The 22,584-nt window shown below is 38.1% G+C and carries 15 protein-coding genes; 12 read left to right on the forward strand and 3 right to left on the reverse strand.

Annotation, left to right across the window (positions count from 1 at the left end; translation table 11 throughout):
* Window positions 1-2: 2 nt before the first annotated feature.
* The 3 genes from ACO052_RS00150 (at window position 3) to ACO052_RS00160 (ending at window position 6,242) form a co-directional block, all read left to right on the forward strand.
* Window positions 3-2,618, forward strand: coding sequence for a TIM-barrel domain-containing protein (locus ACO052_RS00150; protein WP_422105962.1), 2,616 nt, complete (start codon window positions 3-5; stop codon window positions 2,616-2,618).
* Between the two features lie 125 nt (window positions 2,619-2,743).
* Window positions 2,744-4,966 carry a M1 family metallopeptidase gene (locus ACO052_RS00155; protein ID WP_422105963.1) on the forward strand — a complete coding sequence of 741 codons (2,223 nt, stop codon included), beginning with the start codon at window positions 2,744-2,746 and terminating at the stop codon, window positions 4,964-4,966.
* Between the two features lie 55 nt (window positions 4,967-5,021).
* Window positions 5,022-6,242 carry an alpha/beta hydrolase-fold protein gene (locus ACO052_RS00160; RefSeq protein WP_422105964.1) on the forward strand — a complete coding sequence of 407 codons (1,221 nt, stop codon included), beginning with the start codon at window positions 5,022-5,024 and terminating at the stop codon, window positions 6,240-6,242.
* 47 nt (window positions 6,243-6,289) lie between these two features.
* Here ACO052_RS00160 and ACO052_RS00165 read toward each other — a convergent pair whose 3' ends face one another.
* Both ACO052_RS00165 and ACO052_RS00170 read right to left on the reverse strand, forming a co-directional pair.
* Window positions 6,290-8,800, reverse strand: a complete 2,511-nt coding sequence (locus ACO052_RS00165; RefSeq protein WP_422105965.1) for a DUF5686 family protein — start codon at window positions 8,798-8,800, stop codon at window positions 6,290-6,292.
* A 90-nt stretch (window positions 8,801-8,890) separates the two neighbouring features.
* Entirely contained in the window at window positions 8,891-9,868 is a 978-nt protein-coding gene (locus ACO052_RS00170) for a pyruvate dehydrogenase complex E1 component subunit beta (RefSeq protein WP_422105966.1), read from the reverse strand.
* A gap of 225 nt (window positions 9,869-10,093) precedes the next feature.
* On the opposite strand from ACO052_RS00170, the gene ACO052_RS00175 reads away from it, so the two are divergent.
* From ACO052_RS00175 to ACO052_RS00200, 6 genes are all read left to right on the forward strand, one after another.
* Window positions 10,094-10,840: an electron transfer flavoprotein subunit beta/FixA family protein gene (locus ACO052_RS00175; protein WP_422105967.1), complete on the forward strand. Its 747-nt coding sequence runs from the start codon at window positions 10,094-10,096 to the stop codon at window positions 10,838-10,840.
* Between the two features lie 97 nt (window positions 10,841-10,937).
* Window positions 10,938-11,900: an electron transfer flavoprotein subunit alpha/FixB family protein gene (locus tag ACO052_RS00180; protein ID WP_422105968.1), complete on the forward strand. Its 963-nt coding sequence runs from the start codon at window positions 10,938-10,940 to the stop codon at window positions 11,898-11,900.
* Between the two features lie 149 nt (window positions 11,901-12,049).
* Window positions 12,050-12,664: a bifunctional nuclease domain-containing protein gene (locus ACO052_RS00185; RefSeq protein ID WP_422105969.1), complete on the forward strand. Its 615-nt coding sequence runs from the start codon at window positions 12,050-12,052 to the stop codon at window positions 12,662-12,664.
* 15 nt (window positions 12,665-12,679) lie between these two features.
* Window positions 12,680-14,407, forward strand: coding sequence for a NupC/NupG family nucleoside CNT transporter (locus tag ACO052_RS00190; RefSeq protein WP_422105970.1), 1,728 nt, complete (start codon window positions 12,680-12,682; stop codon window positions 14,405-14,407).
* A 159-nt stretch (window positions 14,408-14,566) separates the two neighbouring features.
* Window positions 14,567-15,391, forward strand: a complete 825-nt coding sequence (locus tag ACO052_RS00195) for a thymidylate synthase (RefSeq protein ID WP_422105971.1) — start codon at window positions 14,567-14,569, stop codon at window positions 15,389-15,391.
* Window position 15,392: 1 nt separating this feature from the next.
* The gene (locus tag ACO052_RS00200; RefSeq protein ID WP_422105972.1) at window positions 15,393-16,268 is read left to right on the forward strand and encodes a hypothetical protein; all 876 of its coding nucleotides are present in this window, start codon (window positions 15,393-15,395) and stop codon (window positions 16,266-16,268) included.
* 67 nt (window positions 16,269-16,335) lie between these two features.
* Here ACO052_RS00200 and ACO052_RS00205 read toward each other — a convergent pair whose 3' ends face one another.
* On the reverse strand, window positions 16,336-16,632 hold the full coding sequence (locus ACO052_RS00205; RefSeq protein WP_422105973.1) for an isoamylase early set domain-containing protein: 297 nt from the start codon (window positions 16,630-16,632) through the stop codon (window positions 16,336-16,338).
* 286 nt (window positions 16,633-16,918) lie between these two features.
* On the opposite strand from ACO052_RS00205, the gene ACO052_RS00210 reads away from it, so the two are divergent.
* From ACO052_RS00210 to ACO052_RS00220, 3 genes are all read left to right on the forward strand, one after another.
* Window positions 16,919-17,854 carry a dihydrofolate reductase gene (locus ACO052_RS00210; protein WP_422105974.1) on the forward strand — a complete coding sequence of 312 codons (936 nt, stop codon included), beginning with the start codon at window positions 16,919-16,921 and terminating at the stop codon, window positions 17,852-17,854.
* Window positions 17,855-18,017: 163 nt separating this feature from the next.
* Window positions 18,018-18,902, forward strand: a complete 885-nt coding sequence (locus ACO052_RS00215; RefSeq protein ID WP_422105975.1) for an ABC transporter ATP-binding protein — start codon at window positions 18,018-18,020, stop codon at window positions 18,900-18,902.
* 20 nt (window positions 18,903-18,922) lie between these two features.
* A complete protein-coding gene (locus ACO052_RS00220) occupies window positions 18,923-22,504 on the forward strand; it encodes a M1 family aminopeptidase (RefSeq protein WP_422105977.1) in 3,582 nt (1,193 codons plus the stop codon).
* The last annotated feature ends 80 nt before the right edge of the window (window positions 22,505-22,584 follow it).

The raw sequence follows: 22,584 nt of genomic DNA on the forward strand, positions 1-22,584 counted from the left end.
CTATGTATCCTAAAACTCTCTTATTTGCACTACTCAGTTTATTGTTCTATCCAGACTTAAAGGCACAGCAAAATCCTTTAGCCAATAGCGCGTCTATTATAGTTTCAGGAGAAGCGCGTTTTACTGTTTTGACTCCTCGAGTGATTCGAATGGAATGGGATACCGGTAAAACATTCGAAGATCGCGCGTCTTTTGCCATTGTTAATAGAAACACTACAACACCTACATTTAACGTTGAAGATCAAGAAGGATGGTTAGTTATAACGACGGACGATTTACAACTGCGATATAAAAAAGAAAGTGGACAATTTTCGGAAAAGAATCTCGAAATTTCTTTACAAGTTGATGGCGAAACCGTTAATTGGAAACTTGGCACTAAAAATGGAGGCAATCTTTTAGGTACAACGAGAACTCTAGATGGCTGTAATGGCGGTAATACTTGGGATGGAGATCCCATTGCCTTGGAAGAGGGCATACTTTCTAGGGACGGATGGTATTTGCTAGACGACTCCGATAGATTTAGATTTGATAATTCGGACTGGCCATGGGTATCAGAGCCAAAATCCAACTCAGAACAGGACTGGTACTTTTTTGGTTATGGTTTGGACTATAAGCAGGCTTTATCTGATTATACTTTAATTGCTGGAAAAATCCCGATGCCTCCACGTTACGCCTTTGGATACTGGTGGTCTAGATATTGGGCCTACTCTGATCCCGAATTCAGAGCGCTTGTTGCTGATTTTAGGAGATACCAAATCCCAATTGATGTTCTCATTATTGATATGGACTGGCACTTAACCCACGGCGGTCTTAAGGCTATTAAAAATCCTAAAAAAGATCCTTTTGGTGAAATGTTAGGTTGGACGGGCTATACCTGGAACAAAGCCTTATTTCCCGAACCGGAAAAATTTATAGAATGGACCAATGAAGAAAAATTGAAAACGGCTCTAAATCTGCATCCCGCTTCTGGTGTGGCCTCTATGGAATCACAATACCAAGACTTTGCTCAAAGCTATGGTTTTGACACATCAGAAAATGCATGGATTCCTTATCGAATGGCCGACAAAAAATGGGCAAAGACCTATTTCGATGTCATTCTTAAACCCTATGAAGAATGGGGCGTTGACTTTTGGTGGTTAGACTGGCAACAATTTCCCGAAAGTAGAGTTGTTGAAGGCTTAAACAATACTTGGTGGCTTAACCACACCTTTTTTACGAGTATGGCCGAACGGACAGGAAAACGTCCACTGCTATTTCATCGTTGGGGAGGTTTGGGTAATCATCGCTATCAAATTGGTTTTTCTGGTGATTATAAAATATCCTGGGAATCGCTCAAGTACCAACCCTATTTCACGCATACAGCATCAAATGTAGGTTATGGCTACTGGAGTCATGACATAGGCGGCCATGCTTCAGGTGACTTGGATAGAGATGCGGAACTATACGCACGTTGGTTACAATTTGGTGTGTTTAGTCCCATTTTACGAACACACAGTGCTAAAATATCCTCAATAGAACGACGGTTCTGGATGTTTCCAAATGAGTTTCAGCATATGCGGGAGCTTATACAACTGCGTTATGCCTTAACACCATATACCTATACCATGGCAAGACAAGCCTTCGACAAGGGCGTTTCTATTTGTCGCCCTATGTATTACGATTATCCCAAAACGGAGAATGCCTATAGCTATAAATACCAATACATGTATGGTGATCAACTTCTATTTGCACCTGTTGCAGAACCTGCTGGAAAGGATTTGATTGCCGAACAACAAGTATGGCTACCTAAAGGAATTTGGTTCGATTGGTCCACAGGCGAAAAGTACGAAGGTGACCAAGTGATTAATAAAACCTACATGCTAGAAGAACTCCCGCTATTTGTCAAAGAAGGCGCCATAGTCCCGATGTATCCAAAAATCACAAATTTACAAGACGTTCCTAATCATCTTATCTTAAAGGTATTTCCCGGAGCTTCTGGAGATTTTGAGTTATATGAAGATGATGGGGACACTGAGGATTACAAATCTAAGTCTTTTGCTACAACTTTAGTTTCTCAGTTCGAAGCTAATAATGAAAAGGTCATTACAATTTCTCCTTTAAAAGGAGATTATAAAGGTCTGTCTTCTTCTCGAAGCTATGCTATACAATTACCTATAAGCTTTCCTCCTTCAAAGGTAGAAGTCGATGGTAAAACCTATCCTTATCATGAGAAGATCACTGACGAACATTGGAGCTATGACGGTCAAAAACTTATGGCTCAAATACACATTCCTGAACAGGACATCTCTAAAGAAGTTATCGTCAAAATAACTTATCCAGACATGGACATCGACAAGAAAAACTTAGTGTATGGCAAGCATGGAAAATTTAAACGCCTTCAGAAAATCATTGGCTTAATGAAAATTGAAATTGCGCGCGAAAATTGGTGGGCCCTATTATCGGATCGCGTATTTTCGGCAGAGCAAACTCCTGTCAATATTACTTATCACCCCAGTAAAATAATTGAACACTTAGAATCTTTCGATAAAAATTATGAGGCCATGCTCAAAGACATGAGACAGCATAGGGATGCCAGAAAGGAAATTACGGATCAGATACTGACCCCGTTGGAAGACTGAGAATTCAAAAGTCAGGTTTTAATAACAGCTAAGAAGCATGGCATTTGTACTTGCTTCTTATGCTTCGCTTTATCTTTTAAGTAAAGTTAGTATCTTGCTCTATCGTTTCATTAATCCAAAATTTCATGAAAAATTTACTCACCGTTTTAGTTTCAACTTTATTCTTCTATAATTTCTATGGACAGAACCAACCCTATCAAGGCAAGTTTGAACCCATAGACCATATGATATCACCACCAAATGCTTTTCGCTCGGCAAGTGGTGCTCCGGGCAAAGCCTATTGGCAACAGCGCGCCGACTATAAAATCAAAGCACAACTCGATGAGAAGAACAATATTCTAAGCGGTGATGAAACTATAACTTATTACAATAATTCACCTGATGACCTCTCCTATTTATGGATTCAGTTAGAACAAAATGTAAACAAAAAAGGAAATGAAGATTTTGGATTTGCCTTCGGGAATGTGCGTGATTCTATGAATACCAGACATATGCAATTTTTAACGAGGGCCATCGACTTTCCTGCAGGTTACACCATCAAATACATTAAAGACACCAATGGCAATGCTATTAAATCTCTGGTCAATAATACTATGATGAAAGTCATCTTAAGCGAACCGCTTAAATCGGGATCGTCTTTGACGTTCTCCATAGGTTGGTCTTATCATATTACGGATCGAAGTCTATTTTTATTATCGCGCGAAGGTTACGAGTATTTCCCTGAAGATGATAATACGGTTTACTTAATCGCACATTGGTTTCCTAGAATGGCGGTCTATAATGACACGGAAGGTTGGCAGAACAAGCAGTTCAACCGCTTAGGAGAGTTTGCTTTAGAATTTGGGGATTATGATGTCGAAATCACAGTACCTGCCGACCATTTGGTGGCGGCTACCGGAGATTTGAAAAACGAAGGAGACGTACTCACAAAAACACAGCGTCAACGTTTAGCAGCGGCTCGAAAGTCTACCGATAAAACGGTAATGATTGTAACGCCTGAAGAAGCTGAAGCCAATGAAAAGACAAAATCCACAAAAACCAAAACCTGGAAATTTAGAGCCGAAAACGTACGTGATTTTGCCTTGGCTTCTTCACGAAAATTTATTTGGGATGCACAAGCAGTGCCGTTAGAAACACATACAGTGATGGCCATGTCTTTCTATCCAAAAGAAGGCTTGCCTGTTTGGAGTGAATCCTCAACATTAGCGGTAAAGAATGCACTAGAGGTCTATTCGGATGATGTTTTTGAATACCCTTACCCTGTTTGCATATCTGTCAATACCTCTAACATCGGAATGGAATTTCCGATGATCAGTTTTAACGGTGGTCGCCCAAAAAATGGTGAGATGAGCAAAAATGCCAAAGCCGGAATGATCAGTACCATTGTGCATGAAGTTGGACACAACTGGTTTCCGATGATTGTCAGTTCAGACGAACGTCAGTGGATGTGGATGGACGAAGGCCTAAACACTTTTATTCACCAACGCACCATGAAAGAACGTTATCCCGACTATAATCATACCACACCAAAAAGTATCGTGCCTTTTATGAGTGGTGATCAAAGTATTATGCGTCCTATTATGACCTCATCGGATAATGATTTACTCAGTCAATTTGGCGCCAATTATTATCAAAAACCGACAGTAGGTTTGCAGATTTTGAGAAACTCTGTGGTAGGCCAAGACTTATTTGACCAAGCCTTTAAGGAATATGCTAATCGTTGGAAATATAAGCATCCGAATCCTGGTGATCTCTTCAGAACCTTAGAAGATGCTACTGCTGTTGATCTGGATTGGTTTTACAGAGGTTGGTTCTTTACAACAGACAAGGTCGATATGGAACTCACCAATGTAAAATGGTTTACGGTCGCCAATGAAGAAAACGTAGAGAATAGCAATAAGGTCACAGCTGCTAATATAAAAGCTGAAAATGCAGGTGAAAACACCACCGATTTCGCAGGCGGCCCTGAAATGATTACGATGGTATCGACTCCAGATCAAGCCTATGGTCAGTTTTTATCGCGACTTAACGAACCTGAATTGAGAAAGCAGCTCTTTGGTAAGAACATTTATGAAATTACAGTGAAAAACGTTGGCGGTTTGGTGATGCCAGTTACCATAGAATGGCAATATACCGATGGTACGAGCGACATTGACACGCTGCCAGCCGAAATCTGGAGACATAATGAATATGAGACTACTGAAACCTTTGTAAAAGACAAGGAAGTGAAAAAAGTGGTGTTAGACCCCAACTTTGAATTTGCAGATACGGATGTGAAAAATAATAGTTTCCCGAAAATTGAAGAGCCTTCTGATTTTGATAAGTTCAAGGATAAGAAAAAGAATTAAAGGACTAAAAAGTTGATTTAAAAACTCTAATCCTTCTCTATACCTCATACGAACTATGAAGAACATCTGTTTAGCCTTTCTCTTATATCTCTGTTTTCAACCTTTAATTGGACAAAATAGTAATACTATTAGTATTGGTAAAATCGAGAGCCTTGATTCCGAGATATTAAATGAAACCCGTAAAATTTGGGTTCACGTTCCTGAGGGGAATTATAATAAAATGTCATCAACTAAGACCTATCCTGTTCTTTATCTTTTGGACGGCAACAGCCACTTTTATTCAGTGGTAGGAATGATGAGACAACTGAGTTCTTCAAATCGCAATACGGTTTTACCAAAAATGATTGTAGTGGGCATCCCAAATACAGATAGAATTCGGGATTTATCACCTACAACAGGAAATTACTATAGTGGTGATTCTACAGTGACAAAGTCTGGCGGAGGGCATCAATTCATGTCTTTTATCGAACATGAGTTAATTCCTTATATAGATTCAAAATACCCGACGGAATCCTATCGAACATTTGTTGGGCACTCGCTCGGTGGATTAACCGTTATGAATACCTTAATTAACAATCCTGAGTTATTCAAATCATATATTGCCATCGATCCTTCGATGTGGTGGAACAACAAGAACCTCTTAAAAAAGATAAAGACTACAAAACTCGATAAACGTTACAATGGCAGAACGCTCTATTTAGGTATTGCGAATACTGCCGGTATGGATACGTTGGCAGTAAAAAAAGACACTACATATGATACAAGGCATTTAAGGGCAATACTAGAACTGAATTCGTTCCTAAAAAATAAAGACAACCTCAATCACTTGTCCTATAAAGGAAAATACTATGAAGAAGAAAGTCATGCTTCGGTTCCACTAATTACCACATATGACGCTTTGCGCTTTGTTTTCAGTTTCTACCAATTAGACATAAATGAACGAGAGCTAATAGATCCTGAAAAGGATATTCTATATAAAATAAAGAATCATTATGAGAGACTATCAAAAGAATATGGAAGAGAAATGAAACCAGAGCTTTATTTTATTGAAAACTTAGCTCGGCGATTAATAGACAAGCAGCAATTAAAAAAAGCGGAGAGCCTATTGCGATATAACACCACTAATTATCCTGAAAACCACTACCCTTATAATATTCTTGGGGATTTCTATGTCACTACAGGAGATAAAATGAAGGCTATTGAATGCTATAAAAAATCATTTGCTTTGAATCAGAATTCCTACGCAAGAGATAAAATTAAGGTGTTAGAAATATAAGACAGGTACTTACAAAAAGTATGCTTTCCAGTACGTCAAAAACCATTTTAGAAAAAGAACCCGAAACTTCCTGTAACCCCAAAACGTCGCGCATCTGGCGCGTCCAAATAATTACCTCTAAAGTTAAAATCGATTCGTAAAATCTTAAAGATATTGGCCACTCCAAAACTGTATTCGTAGTAAACGCGTGTATCTGGAGCAATTAATGGAAATTCTACAGGATTCCCCGTAGTACTGAGAGCGATATTTTCATCCGATAATTCGCCCCAAACCCCTCTTATGCTTGCTATGGCTCTAAGATTGTATTTCTTTAGGAATGGAATCCGAGAAAATAAACGACCGTTAAAATTATGCTCTAAATGCAAAGAGGTATAGGTATCGGTGACAAACTCATACCAATCTAACTGAGAAAAGGTATTGTATATGGAGAAAAAGGTCTGGTTACCTGGCACCACACTCAATAAGGCTAATGGCACTTCACCAAAGGTTTTTCCTGCTTCCACGGAGGTGACCAATCGGCCAAAACCTCCAACTTGCCAGGGTTGAATATAGGAAAACTGCAGTTTCGTATAATCAAAATCACTATTAAACCAGTTGCGATCACCACGTGTCACTTGGGCAAATAATCTTGCAAAATCGTCGTTTTTTTCTTTCCGTTCTACACCAAAGCCGGTCATTTGCCGTTTTGGAAAAAAAGACAAGGCCAATCGACTTTCAAACTGGTTAACTTCCGATGAAATTCCTGTCGAAGAACCTGGATCGTTATAATCTAAACTGAAGGTTGGTGAGGCTGAACGCAACTGCCTAAAACTACCATCCAATCGAATTTCAAAGTTCCTCAAGGGTTCTAACGAAAACCCAAAATTGGTAAGACTAATGTTAGTCAGTCTGTCATTAGCACCCGCTGTAAAGACCGCATTAGACGCCAGACTACGCCCTAAAACATCGGTAGAACTGGTTAAACTCGCCCCTATTTGTTCTATGTCTCGCCGTTGCCCGCCAAAAATGGTTAATCGACTCCGTTTATCGAGTAACCACTTTCCGGAAATACCGTATTTAAACTTATCATCTCTAAAGCCATAGGCTAAAAAGCCTTCAAGCCTCCAGAGGTCATTTTGTCCAAAATAGGTCCTCCCTCCTGTTCGCAATCGTAAGCCTTCCACATCATTAAAGCCTACCGTAGAAAAAATAGGGCCATAATCAAAGTTTATACTCGGAAACTCTATATAACCCGAGGCCAAAATACTTCCGATATTATAAAGTGTTTTGAACTTCCTCACCGTCTTAAGGGTATCTAACATTTTATAAATACCCTTCTCGTCTTTGTTTAAAGCTTCGAGCCTATTCTTTTCCCAAAAATCATCTTCGCGGTTGTACACATCGGCATCATAATTATAAACCACCTTATCGTAAAACTTTCGATCCTTGGATTGATTAAATTTATAATTATCGTATAAGGTGGTACGTTTTCCGTAAACTCCTCTTGATTTTTCCTTTTTATTTAAGGCAAAGTCCGAAAGGAAATAATCACGCTTAATCAGAAACACCGAATCGTTCAATACTTCAAACTCTTGCTCAATATAAATTTCTTTGACCCAGTTGATATTGGCACTTTTTGAGGCCTGAAGATTGATTTCCTTTATGGCGTAGGTAGAATCGTTAACCCAAAAGTCGCCCTTAAAGGTCAACTCGTTCTTACGCCTTGGATAGTATATAATATTATAGCACCATTTATTATCGATATAAGCACTATCGGATAAGACATAGTTATAGGTTTGGATCCCTGTTCGACTCAAAGGGCTCACAAAGCTTTTATCGAAGAACTTTAAGTAATTGTCGTAAATATTGTAATCAGAATATAAATCATCGATAAAATCGATAATGACTTGGTTGTTGCTAAAACCCGAATTTTTATTGCCGACTAAATCTTCGCGCTTTTTGTTAGTTACATTATCCCCGTATACTTTTTTTACGGACTCATTTAAAAAAATAGGGAGATAGGTTTTTCCGGTCACCGAAGAGGTATCCACCTTTTCAAAAACGAACTCCATACCTTTAAACAACTTACTTTTTATTAAAGCACTGTCTATGGTATTGATATCAAACTCTACTTTTTCGTACTGATCGTATTCGTATTGTTGAAACTGGTTAAGTCCATTTTTGCGCTTGCGGTCCCATATTTTTTTAAGAATTCTTATAGCTGGATTTTCCGAGGCCTTTTTGGATTGTTTTCCAGTGGTGATGACCACTTCATCCAAAGAAGCCGCTTCCTCCTTGAGCACAAAGTTTAAATTATAATTAACGCGCTTATCTAGTGGCACCTCTAAGGTCTCAAAACCAACAAACGATACGATTAAGGTATCCCATGTCTCGTCGGATTCTAAATAAAATCTGCCATCTTCATTAGTAATAGTTCCTTCGGTAGACCCTTTGAATATAATATTAGCAAAGGGAATGGGATCGTTGTTGCCATCAAACACATAACCACTAACTTTTGTTTGGGCTAATGCCGTAAAACATCCGAACAATAAGTAAAGTACAAGTAATCTTAATTTCATATTTAAAAAACAAACTTCATCAACAACCATGCTAAACTTGAGCTTCAGGTTACTAATGAAGTCCATTAAACGCAGAAATCTGCAATTTATTTATTTATACATTACTTTTTTTACGGCTTTTATCACATCATTACTATTTGGCAACCATTCCTCCAAAAGAACTGGTGAATAGGGTGCGGGTGTATCCGCTGTATTTATCTTAACAACCGGTGCATCTAAATAGTCGAAAGCTTCAGATTGCACTAAATAGGTAATCTCGGTAGCGACATTTCCAAAAGGCCAAGCTTCTTCCAAGACCACCAAGCGGTTGGTTTTCTTCACAGAGTCTAACACAGCTTTTCTATCCATTGGTCTTACGGTGCGTAAATCGATAATCTCGCATGAAATACCTTCTTTTTCTAGTTCGTCCGCTGCTTTATAGGCCTCTTTTATAATTTTTCCGAAAGACACAATGGTTACGTCAGTACCTTCGCGCTTAATATCGGCCACACCAATTGGAATGGTGTACTCTCCTTCTGGTACCTCCCCCTTATCACCATACATCTGCTCACTTTCCATAAAAATAACAGGATCATCATCTCTAATAGCTGATTTTAATAAGCCTTTGGCATCATAGGGATTAGAAGGTACAATAACCTTTAAGCCCGGTGTATTAGCAAACCAGTTCTCAAAGGCTTGAGAGTGGGTTGCCGCTAATTGGCCAGCAGAGGCTGTTGGTCCCCTAAACACAATGGGACATTTAAACTGCCCTCCAGACATTTGTCTGATCTTGGCAGCATTGTTTATAATTTGGTCTATCCCCACTAAAGAGAAGTTAAAAGTCATATACTCAACGATGGGTCGGTTCCCTGTCATAGTAGACCCTATCGCAATACCCGCAAAACCAAGCTCCGCAATGGGAGTATCGATAACGCGCTTGGGACCAAATTCGTCTAACATTCCTTTTGATGCTTTGTAGGCCCCATTGTATTCAGCAACTTCTTCACCCATAAGGTAAATACTCTCATCCCTGCGCATTTCTTCGCTCATGGCTTCAGCTATGGCTTCTCTAAATTGAATCGTTTTCATTCTGTAATTTTTAACGAGTAGCAAAAATATGAATAAATGGAAAACTACGTAAATCAAATTTTCTTAAATATTTATTATGCACGCATAATAAATTAGAAATTATTATTATCTTCGCGAAGAATTATTCAATGAATAGTTTTTAGGCTATTTTTGCATAATTTTAAAATTTTGCGATAACGTTATCGTAAACGGAAAAAGTCAAAAACACATAAATTACGTCAACTTATGAAGATATTAGTATGTATCAGCCATGTACCAGATACGACTTCAAAAATTAATTTTACGGATGGTGATACCAAGTTCGACACCAATGGTGTTCAATTTGTGATTAACCCCAACGATGAATTTGGTCTTACCCGTGCCATGTGGTTTAAAGAGAAACAAGGCGCTAGCGTAACGGTGGTTAATGTTGGTGGAGCTGAAACCGAACCGACCTTGAGAAAAGCACTAGCTATCGGTGCTGATGCTGCCATTAGAGTGAATGCCGAAGCTACAGATGGTTTTGCTGTGGCCACACAATTAGCGCATGTCGTGAAAGATGGTGCTTACGATTTAGTCATTGCGGGAAGAGAGTCTATAGACTATAATGGAGGTATGGTGCCAGGAATGCTTGCTGCTATGGTCGATGCCAACTTTGTAACCAATTGTATCGGTCTTGAGGTAGATGGTACAAATGCCAAAGCCATAAGGGAAATTGATGGTGGTAAAGAGACTGTAAATACAGCGTTGCCTTTGGTCATCGGCGGTCAAAAAGGTCTCGTAGAAGAAAGTGACCTTCGTATCCCCAATATGAGAGGTATAATGATGGCACGTAAGAAACCGTTGACTGTAGTAGAGCCTGCTGCAGCTACTGCAGAAACAAAAGCAGTAAGTTTTGAAAAGCCTGCGCCAAAAGGAGCTGTAAAATTAGTGGATGCCGATAATATCGATGAACTTGTGAGCCTGCTTCACAATGAAGCTAAAGTGATTTAATACACATCATTTGGTCATTGAGGCTCTCGAAATGACCATTATAAAGTAATATCTAAAAGTCGCTTCGAGAACCTCAGCGACCAAAAAATAAAATATTATGTCAGTCTTAGTATATACAGAATCAGAAAACGGAAAATTTAAAAAAGCAGCTTTAGAAGTGGTGTCTTATGCCAAAGCTGTAGCAGATCAAATGGGAACCTCAGTAACTGCTGTTGCCATTAATGCAGAAAGTGCCGAGAACTTAGGGAATTATGGAGCCTCAAAAGTGCTTTCGGTTACCGATACGACACTACAAGCCTTTAATGCAAAAAAATATGCTGCTGCTGTAGAACAGGCCGCAAAAAATGAAGGCGCCAAGGTGGTGATCTTAAGTTCTAGCGCGGATAGCAGGTATTTAGCACCTTTATTGGCCGTAGGACTCAATGCCGGTTATGTATCGAATGTTGTTGAAGCACCATCGAGCACAGCGCCATTTACCGTAAAACGTACGGCATTTACAAATAAGGCCTTTGCCCATACAGAAATACACACCGATGTAAAAATTGTAGGTTTATCTAATAATTCATTTGGCGTCGTCGAATCTGGCGGTGCAGCGAGTGTAGAAGACTTCTCTCCATCTATTCCAGACTCGGGTGTCGAAGTAGCATCCGTGGATAAAGCCACCGATAAAGTGAGTATTGCAGATGCCGAAGTCGTCGTATCTGGCGGACGCGGTTTAAAAGGTCCAGAAAATTGGGGTATGGTCGAAGAACTTGCAGAGGTTTTAGGTGCCGCGACAGCTTGCTCTAAACCTGTATCTGATTTAGGCTGGAGATCACATAGCGAACATGTGGGTCAAACAGGTAAGCCCGTAGCATCAAATTTATACATAGCCATTGGTATATCTGGTGCTATCCAGCACTTAGCTGGTATTAATGCCTCTAAAGTTAAGGTCGTTATCAATACCGATCCAGAAGCGCCTTTCTTTAAAGCTGCAGATTACGGAGTGGTTGGCGATGCCTTTGAGGTGGTACCAACACTCATAGAAAAATTAAAAGCTTTTAAAGCCCAAAACGCATAATTTTATTACCTTGTAATAAGAAAGGACTGTTTAAATTTAGATATTCTTAATAGAAAGCGTTTTATCGAAACTATTTAGAAAAACATCCAAATCTGCGAATAGCAGTTGGTAAAGTCCAAATTTAAACAGTTCTTTGTGTTTTATAACTTATGAGCTTAGTTCGTTTAAATATCAAAGGTATTTCTTACAGCCAAACGCAGAATGGCGCCTATGCCTTGATTCTCAATGAAGTTGATGGAGATCGCAAATTACCCATCGTCATTGGGGCATTTGAAGCCCAATCTATAGCAATTGCACTCGAAAAGGAAATCCGTCCTCCACGTCCTTTGACGCATGATTTATTCAAAAACTTTGCGGATCGCTTTGACATTGTGGTGAAGCAGGTGATTATTCATAAATTGGTCGATGGTGTCTTTTATTCGAGTTTAATTTGTGAGCGCGATAAGATTGAAGAGATTATTGATGCCAGAACCAGTGACGCTATTGCCTTAGCACTGCGTTTTCAAGCTCCTATTTTTACTTACAAAAACATTCTCGATAAGGCTGGAATCTATCTTAAAGTGAACCCTAAAAAAGAGGACGAAGAACAAGATAGTATTCTAGTAGATGACCTCATCGCTGAGGAAATCGAAACGGCTACTGTAGAACAACAGAGCTATAAGGATAAAACCTTAGAGGAACTTCACAGTCTCTTGGAAGAAGCCGTCAATAATGAAGATTATGAAAAAGCCGCCAAGATAAGAGACGAAATTTCCAAGCGCTAACCAACAATCCCCTTTATGAATTCATTTTTCAAAGCCCTTATTGCTCTTTTCATTGGAATTTCAACAATAACGGCACAAGAGCTTGAGAAAACTTGGTTTTTTAGTTCAATAAAACATATTGAAACTGATAGTATTATTCAACCTCATGACCAATCAGATGTCTTGATGTTAAAAGATGGTGATTTTAATTATAGATTAACTCCAAAAAAACTCAAAGCCTCTGGTCATTATATCTATCAGAATAATCTTTTAGTTTTTTACTACAACCAACCAACTGATACCATTAGAAAATATAAGATTAAAGAGTTAACCGATTCCTCTTTAGTTCTTACCGAAAAAACAACAAAGTATAGTTTTTGGGATCCTTCTTATGCAAAAAACACGGTTGCCGGCACTACTGTAACTCCTCCATCTAATAATAACGAAATCATTCCAAGCCAAGGTTTTTCCATAAATAGTTTATGGCGAGGAGTGTTAGGTATGATAGTTCTTATCATTATTGCCTATCTATTCAGTAGTAAACGCAAAGCGATTAATTGGAAAACGGTTGGTATTGGATTGGCCTTTCAATTACTAATCGCAATAGGCGTCTTGAAGGTTGGATTTATAAAAGCAGCCTTTGAAGGTATTGGTAGTTTATTTGTTAGTGTTCTGGATTTTACTAGAGAAGGCAGTAAATTCCTGTTTGAAGGTCTGGTCGTCGATATGGATACATTTGGCTTTATATTCGCATTTCAAGTATTACCAACCATTTTGTTTTTCTCGGCATTAACTTCTGTTTTGTTTTACTTAGGCATCATTCAAAAAGTAGTACAAGGTTTTGGATGGTTGCTTACCAAACTCTTAAAGATTTCAGGAGCCGAAAGCCTGAGTGTTGCAGGAAACATTTTCTTAGGACAAACCGAAGCGCCTTTGTTGATCAAAGCCTATCTCGAGAAAATGAACAAGTCCGAAATCCTGTTGGTGATGATAGGCGGTATGGCTACTGTAGCTGGTGCTGTACTAGCCGCTTATATCGGATTTTTAGGTGGGGACGATCCAGCGCTTCGCTTGGTCTATGCCAAACATTTACTAGCAGCTTCGGTAATGGCAGCACCTGGCGCTATAGTGATTTCAAAAATATTGTATCCACAAACGGAAAACATTAATACGGATGTTAGAGTATCTCAAGAAAAAATAGGTGCTAATTTATTAGATGCCATTGCTAATGGTACGACTGAAGGCTTAAAACTCGCAGTTAATGTTGGCGCCATGCTTTTAGTATTTGTGGCCTTTATTGCCATGATCAATGGTATTCTTGGTTGGATTGGTGATGTGACTTCGTTGAACGGTTGGATGGCAGACAACACGCCGTACCAGAGCTTTTCGCTCGAAGCCATCTTAGGAACTGTTTTTGCTCCACTCATGTGGCTTATTGGCGTGGCTAAGGAAGACATGATGATGATGGGACAATTATTGGGTATTAAATTGGCAGCAAGCGAATTTGTAGGCTATATTCAGTTGGCAGACTTAAAGAATGTGTCTAATGCCACACACCTTAATTATGAGAAATCTATAATTATGGCCACTTATATGCTTTGTGGCTTCGCCAATTTTGCATCTATCGGCATTCAAATTGGCGGTATTGGCTCACTAGCACCAGGGCAACGTAAGCAATTATCTAGATTTGGTATGAAAGCCTTAATTGGAGGCACCATTGCCTCTTTAATATCTGCTACAATTGCAGGTATGATTATTGGATAATTATAGTTAATAACTTTTAATATTATGCCAAAGCTTCATATCGATTGAAATGAAGCTTTTTTTTATTTTCGTTTGCTATTATACTGAATTCATTTCAGTATCTAATCTCTACAGATTTTAGTTTAACTTAAAGAGATTCCCACTTTCGTGGGAAATACTATGAAACAATACCACGATTTAGTAAAGTACGTTTTAAAAAACGGTAACGAAAAAGGAGACCGAACAGGTACGGGAACCAAAAGTGTTTTTGGTTATCAAATGCGATTTGATTTAAGTGAAGGCTTTCCTATGGTCACTACAAAAAAATTACATCTTAAATCTATTATTTATGAACTCCTTTGGTTTTTAAAAGGAGATACTAATATCAATTATCTCACTGAAAATGGTGTTCGAATTTGGAACGAATGGGCTGATGAACATGGCGATTTAGGACCTGTTTATGGTCATCAATGGCGCAATTGGGCCAGTGAAGAGATCGACCAGATTAAAGAGGTCATCCAAACACTTAAAAACAACCCCAACAGTAGGAGAATGCTGGTCTCCGCTTGGAACCCTTCCGTGTTACCAGACACCTCGAAATCCTTCTCAGAAAATGTGGCTAATGGTAAAGCTGCTTTACCACCGTGCCATGCCTTCTTTCAGTTTTACGTTGCCGATGGGAAGCTATCTTGCCAATTGTATCAGCGCAGTGCCGATATATTTTTAGGTGTCCCTTTTAATATTGCCTCCTACGCACTATTTACCATGATGATGGCTCAGGTTTGTGGTTATCAACCAGGAGAGTTTATTCATACTTTTGGCGATGCCCACATTTACAACAATCATATGGAGCAACTCGAACTGCAATTATCGCGCGATATAAGACCGCTACCAAAAATGATTCTTAATCCAGAAGTAACCGATATTTTAGATTTTAAATTCGAGGACTTTACGCTCGTCGACTACAATCCGCATCCACATATCAAAGGCGCTGTTGCCGTGTAATATGAAAAAGTTCCTCATTTGTATTTTATGTTTAGGCTATTGCTTAGCAAACTTTAGTCAGCAAAAAGAACTAAAATATAATCGCCCTTTTGTGATTTTTGAGGGTTGTGAAGAGATAGAGGACAAAGAAAAATGTTTTGATGAAAAATCATCATTATATGTTTTTGAAAGTCTCAACGACTCTTTAAGAACGAAACTCATTCAGAAATCAAAAAAAGACACTATAACTATTAGCGTAAGATACTGTTTTGATGAGGATGGGTCAATTCTTATAAAGGAATCCAATATCAGTTCTTCTGTGGATAGCACGAGTAAAGATTTGAAATATATCCTATCCAAATTCCCTCAGACAAAACCAGTTTTAGACGAATTTGATCATGGTGTTGCAACCTATCATACGGCATTTTATGGCTTCAAAATCGATTCTACTAGAACAATTCTTGAAGCCATTCCAAATTTTGAACCTTCAGAGGTTTCTCTTCAGTTTTTAGGCGAATTTCCTGTTTTTGATGGCTGTCCAAAAAATGCAGAAAATGACGAACTGCGTAAGTGTATGAACCAAAAGCTAATGCACTACATTCAAAAGAATTTTAGGTCTGATATGATTTTAAGTATTACTGGGTTACCCGAGGGTATCAACTCTATTTTTCTATTCTTTAAAATAGATAAAGAAGGTAACATAAAAGCAACTAATGTACGTGCACCACATCATCTATTAAGAGAAGAGGGTTACAGACTTATTGAAAACATGCCTAATGCCAAATCACCTGGTACAGTTAATGGCAAAGCCGTAGATGTCTCGTATTTCTTACCTATTAAATTTGTTGTTGAAGCCAAATCGCAACAAAAGAAATCTAGAAGGAAAAGAAAATCATAAATAAAAAGCGTCTCAACCCGATTACCATCGAGAGAGACGCTTTAAACGTCTTAAGAAAATACCGTAATTACAATTCTAAAATACCGTTCTCTGCACCAGCGAAGTCATTCCAAGCATAAGAATCTGCTTGCTCATCGTTAACATAGGTTCCGTCAACAACATATCTGAATTCGTAAGAACTTTCGCTTGCTAAATCAACAGTGCCTTTAAAGGTACCGTTCTTTAATTTCTTTAATTCAGTAGCTTCAGTATTCCACTCGTTAAAGCTTCCAACAACCGCTACATTTTTTGCCTCTTTTGCAGGAACAGAAAATGTCACTTTACAAACTGGCTTACTTTTTAAATACTGCTTTTTAATTGCCATAATAATTAATTTAATTCTGAGGTCAAAAGTATAAAAGAAAAAACCACTAATTAAAGTTTAAATGCCCTAAGATGAAAGAATTATCATTTTAATAAAATAGCCTTTACTTTTTGATAAACTCTATAATTTTTTAGCTTATAATTTACGAGATTAACAAGAGTAAAATCGCGTCTTTTTCACTGATAATCAACGATATCGTTTTCGAAAACACAGCATATGTACCAACAAAAATTAACGACAACGTTTTAGTTAAAAAGACCTATCTTTATAATCTTAAATTTGGAGTATGTTTGGAAAGAAAAAACAAGTTTCCACTATAGATAAAGATCAATTAGAGCTCATAGAAAATGCGCAAAAACGCATTAGACAAAAAAAGCGTTTATATGCTCATTTTGTCATTTTTTTAATTGGGGCTGTATTCTTAATTCTAGCTAATACGGTTCTGGGTATTGGAAAGGATTTCACCATTGCTGGAGTCAATTGGTTTGTCTACGCCATTTTGGTCTGGTTGTTTTTATTTGCCTATCATTTTGTTACCGTATTTATTACTCATAAGTTTATGGGTAAAGACTGGGAGAAACAGCAGCTCGATAAATTGGTCAATCAACAGCAACAACGCATAGAAAAACTAAAGGAAGGCTTCTTAAAAGAAGAGACAAAGATTGCACAGTCCCAAGCTTACAACGAAACCCGTCCCAAAGACGTTCAGGAAGAAGAAAAAAAAAACTCCAATGAATTAACGATTATTGTCGCTGCCGGGGAGGATAATGCCATTGGTAAGGACAACGACCTTATTTGGCATTTAAGCAATGACTTAAAGCGTTTTAAGGCCTTGACTTCTGGACACCATATTATTATGGGGCGTAAGACCTTTGAAAGTTTTCCCAAACCACTGCCCAATAGAACGCATATTGTAATAACAAGGCAAAACGATTACAAAGTGCCCGATGGAGTTATTGTGGTCCACAATCTCGAAGACGCCATTGATGCCGCTAGAAAAGATGATCAACCTTTTATTATTGGTGGAGGAGAGATCTATAAGCAATCTATGGCCTTAGCTGATAAATTAGAATTGACAAGAGTACATAGTACTTTTGAGGGTGCTGATACCTTTTTTCCAGATATAGATTCTAGCGTATGGAAAGAAGTAAGCAGAACTACCCATGATGCTGACGACGATCATAAATATGCCTTTTCGTTTATTACTTACCTAAAAGTGTAACTTGGTTTTAACGTTGCCAATATACCCAGGCAACTATTCTTTAGAACTTTACGTCTTTAACTTATAAAGACTATCTTGTCAGTGACTAAAATTTAGTTCTGTTTTGTAACGGATTTTAAGAATGGTCGTCTTAAACACAAACTAACCCTTCAAATTCATCTATATGAGTACACTAAAAATCAACAACCTTTCCAAAACTTATGCAAATGGTGTAAAGGCATTAGATAACGTCAGCTTAGAACTAGAAAATGGGATGTTTGGCCTTTTGGGCCCCAACGGCGCAGGTAAATCTTCTTTAATGCGAACCCTTGCGACTTTGCAAGATGCAGATTCCGGCACAGCAACCTTAGATGATATCGATATTTTAAACCAACCGGCAGAAGTCAGAAAGGTTTTGGGGTATTTACCTCAAGAATTTGGTGTCTATCCCCGTATTACTGCAGAACAATTATTAACACACTTAGCCATATTAAAGGGTATTACTAATACTAAAGAGCGTAAACTTCTTGTCGATTATCTTTTAAATAAGGTCAATTTATATGACAAACGAAACAAATCTGTAAAGGGTTTTTCTGGCGGGATGAAACAACGCGTTGGCATAGCACAAGCCCTTATTGGAAATCCGAAACTCATTATTGTAGATGAACCTACCGCGGGACTGGATCCAGGCGAACGCAATCGTTTTTATAATCTATTGGCTGATGTTGGTAAGGAGGTTATCGTGATTCTTTCAACACACATCGTTGATGACGTCCGGGAGCTATGCACTAAAATGGCTATTATGAACCTTGGTGAAATTGTATATCACGGCTCACCAGAATCTGCCATTAATGATCTCAGTGGCAAAGTATTTCAAAAAATAGTACGCCGAGAAGACTTAGAGCAATATGCCAAGGATTATAAAATTATCTCAAATAAAATGGTAGGTGGGCAACCCCTTATACATGTCTATAGCGATGATCATCCACAACATGGATTTGAAGAAGTGACTCCTAACTTAGAGGATGTCTTCTTTTCTAAAATCAATACGTCTAACGTACTTGTGTAACCATCAAATCCACTTTAGCTATGTTTAAAACATTTTTTCTTTCGGAATTAAAGTATACGCTCAAGCAGCCCATGGTGTATATCTTTATGTTCATTCTTGGACTGATGGAATTCTTTGCTACAGTAAGTGACAATGTCATTATAGGTGGTGCCATTGGTAATGTTTATCGCAATTCGCCATATACCTTAACTATACATGTGACCATCTTCAGCATTTTCAGTCTACTCATGGCAGTTGCCTTTTTCAATAACGCTGCCTTAAGGGATCATAACAATGAATTCAACGAAATCCTCTTTACCACACCTTTAAGTAAACCGGGCTACTTCTTCGGTCGATTTTTTGGCGCCTTATTTATCGCTACGCTGCCATTGACTGGGGTATTTATCGGAATGCTTTTAGGAACCTATATGAATTCTATTTTTGGATGGATCGATAGCGCGCGTTTTGGAGAATTCTACCTTGAGACCTTTGTCAATAACTACTTGCTTTTTATTCTACCGAACATGTTCTTGGCCGGTACTGTGATTTTTGCCATGGCCAATAAATGGAAAAGTACAGTCATTTCCTTTGTGGGTGGTCTAGTTATTATCGTGGCCTATATTATTTCTGGCTCTCTTATGTCTGATGTAGATAATGAAACTATAGCAGGCCTATCCGATATTTTCGGAATTAACACCTACTCCATAGAAACCAAGTACTTCACTCCTGCGGAAAAAAATACCATCAGCCCAGGGTTTTCAGGAATTCTGTTGTGGAACAGATTGATTTGGACCAGTGTTGGTATTGTCATTTTAATGCTGTCTTATTTTAGCTTTTCGTTCAAAAAGAAAAATCAAAAAATCAAAAAAGAAAAAGCGAGCACATCACATACCGATAAAGTATTTGATTTACCTCAGCTCAATCCATCTTTTTCAGCAACGACCCATTGGTCTCAGTTTAAAAGTTTTTTCTACACCAACTTTTTAAGCATTGTTAAGAGTATTACCTTCAAGATACTCTTCCTATTCTGCATTATTATTTTAGTTGCCGATTTGAGTGGTGGATTTGAATATTTTGGATTGCAGTCTTATCCTTTGACCTATAAACTCATTGACTCCATAAAAGACAATACGGATATATTCATTATTATTATTGTAGTATTTTTTAGTGGTGAACTAATCTGGCGCGATCGCGATAACAAAATCAATGAAGTGATTGATGCCACGGCACACACCTCCTTTATCTCTATGGCGGCTAAAACCTTATCATTAATAAGTATTGCCTCTATCATCAATATTTTCTTCTTAGGTTTTGGAGTTGTTTACCAACTACTTCACGGGTTTACCCGTATAGAGATTGATGTTTATTTATTAGACTTTTTCTATGACAACTTACCACTGTTTATTGCTTTTTCTGGGATTACAATTTTAGTACAAGTCTTATCTACCAACAAATACATTGGTTATTTCATCGCCATATTAATTCTATTGGTTTGGGAAATTGTTTTAAGCATATTGGATATAAATTCCAACATGTTAGATGTTGGTGGCGGACCATCGACATTCTATTCAGACATGAATCGATTTGGGCCTGGAGTTACGGGTGCCCTTTGGTTCAATCTCTACTGGGTCTTATTTTCAGTATTGGGATTACTTATTGCTGGTGCCTTATGGAATCGCGGGTCTAAAAGCGCATTAATAAGCAGAATAAAAACAGCACGACGCGAAGTTCCTAAGAGCTATCGAAGCGTTATCATCATTGCTACTGTGGCTTGGTTAGGTGTTGCAGGATATGTGTATTACAACACCCAAATTTTAAATACTTATCGCACAGGTGATGAACAAGAACAGCTTATGGCCGCATTTGAAAAGAAATACGGTAAATACAAAGGTGCCGTACATCCAAAAATAATTGACGCCAAATACTATATTGATATTTTTCCAAATGAGCGAGACATCTATGTTAAAGCCGATATCCAATTAGTCAATGCGTCCAAACAGGCTATTGATTCCCTTCACTTCTTTGACGGTCTTGGTTGGGATACGACACTGGATATTCCGAATGCATCTATTGTGTTCAAAGACACAACGTACTTGTACAAAATTTATAAGCTGAGCCCTCCTTTACAACCCGGTGACACTTTGATGATGGGTATTGATAATAAATACATTACCAAAGGATTTCAAAATAATCGTGGCAATACAATGATTATTAAGAACGGTACTTTTTTTAACAACGGTGAGATCTTACCCTCTATGGGCTATAATGACGGCTACGAACTTAGTGATAAAAATACACGAAAAAAGTATGGCTTAAAACCCAAAGAACGTACCCCAAAATTAACTGCAGAATTGTCCGAGTTACACAATCGTAACTATATAAATAATGGGCAATCCGATTTTATCAATGTAGAAAGCATTGTATCTACAATTAAAGAACAAACGGCTATTGCTCCTGGGTCTTTGATTAAGACATGGGAAGACAATGGAAGACGTTACTATCATTATAAAACAGATACACCTTCACTTAATTTCTACTCTTTTATGTCGGCCGACTTCAAAATCGCCAAGCGTAAATGGAATGGCATAGACATAGAAGTGTATTACGATGAAAAGCATCCACAAAATGTAGAAATGATGTTAGATGCCGTAGAGCGTTCTTTAAAATACTATACCGAAAACTTTGGCCCTTATTTTCACAAACAATGCCGCATCATTGAATTTCCTCGTTACGCTTCATTTGCGCAGGCATTTCCAGGGACCATGCCATATTCTGAGGCCATCGGTTTCGTCATTAATCTCGAAGATGAGACCGAAAATAATATCGTCGATGCCGTTATTGCTCATGAAATGGCACATCAATGGTGGGCACATCAGGTTATTGGTGCCAATATGCAAGGTAGTACGCTAATGAGCGAAAGTTTTTCTGAGTACTCGTCGCTTATGACTATTAAAGGTATTACAGAAAATCCGATGAAAATGCGTCAATTCTTGAAGTACGACCACGATCGCTATCTAAGAGGTCGCAGTGGAGAACGCGACAAGGAGCTGCCTCTATATAAGGTAGAAAATCAAGGCTATATTCACTATGGAAAAGGTAGCTTGATTTTATATGCGCTTCAAGATTATATTGGAGAGGAAAAAGTGAATCTAGCCATGAAAACTTTCTTAGAAGAATACCGCTATAAGAAACCGCCATATCCGACTTCACTAGACTTCTTAAGGCATTTAGAGCCTCAAGTCCCTGATTCATTGCAATATTTGCTCAATGATTGGTTTAAAGACATTACGTTATACGATAATAGATTAAAGAATGCCTATTACAAGGCACTTGACAATGGTAAGTACAAAGTGACCCTTGAAATTGAAAGCGCTAAAATTAAATCGGATAGCATCGGTAATGAAACTAAAAAACCCATAAATGATTGGATTGACATTGGTTTCTTTATGGACGACGATGAAAAACAACTTTATGCACAACAACGTCTAAAGTTTAACAAAGAGAAATCTACGGTAACTGTTGAGTTAGACTCCCTACCTATAAAAGCGGCGATAGATCCAAGACATATTCTTATTGATCGTGTTTACAGGGATAACGTCAAAAGTTTGAGTCTAGAAGAGTAAGTAAAATTTTAGAGTATTACAATCCCTAAAGCTATGGAGGCTTTAGGGTATTTTTATACTTTTTTATTTGTGAACACTTT

The sequence above is a fragment of the Winogradskyella sp. genome (assembly GCF_965228925.1).
Classification (GTDB): Bacteria; Bacteroidota; Bacteroidia; order Flavobacteriales; family Flavobacteriaceae; genus Winogradskyella.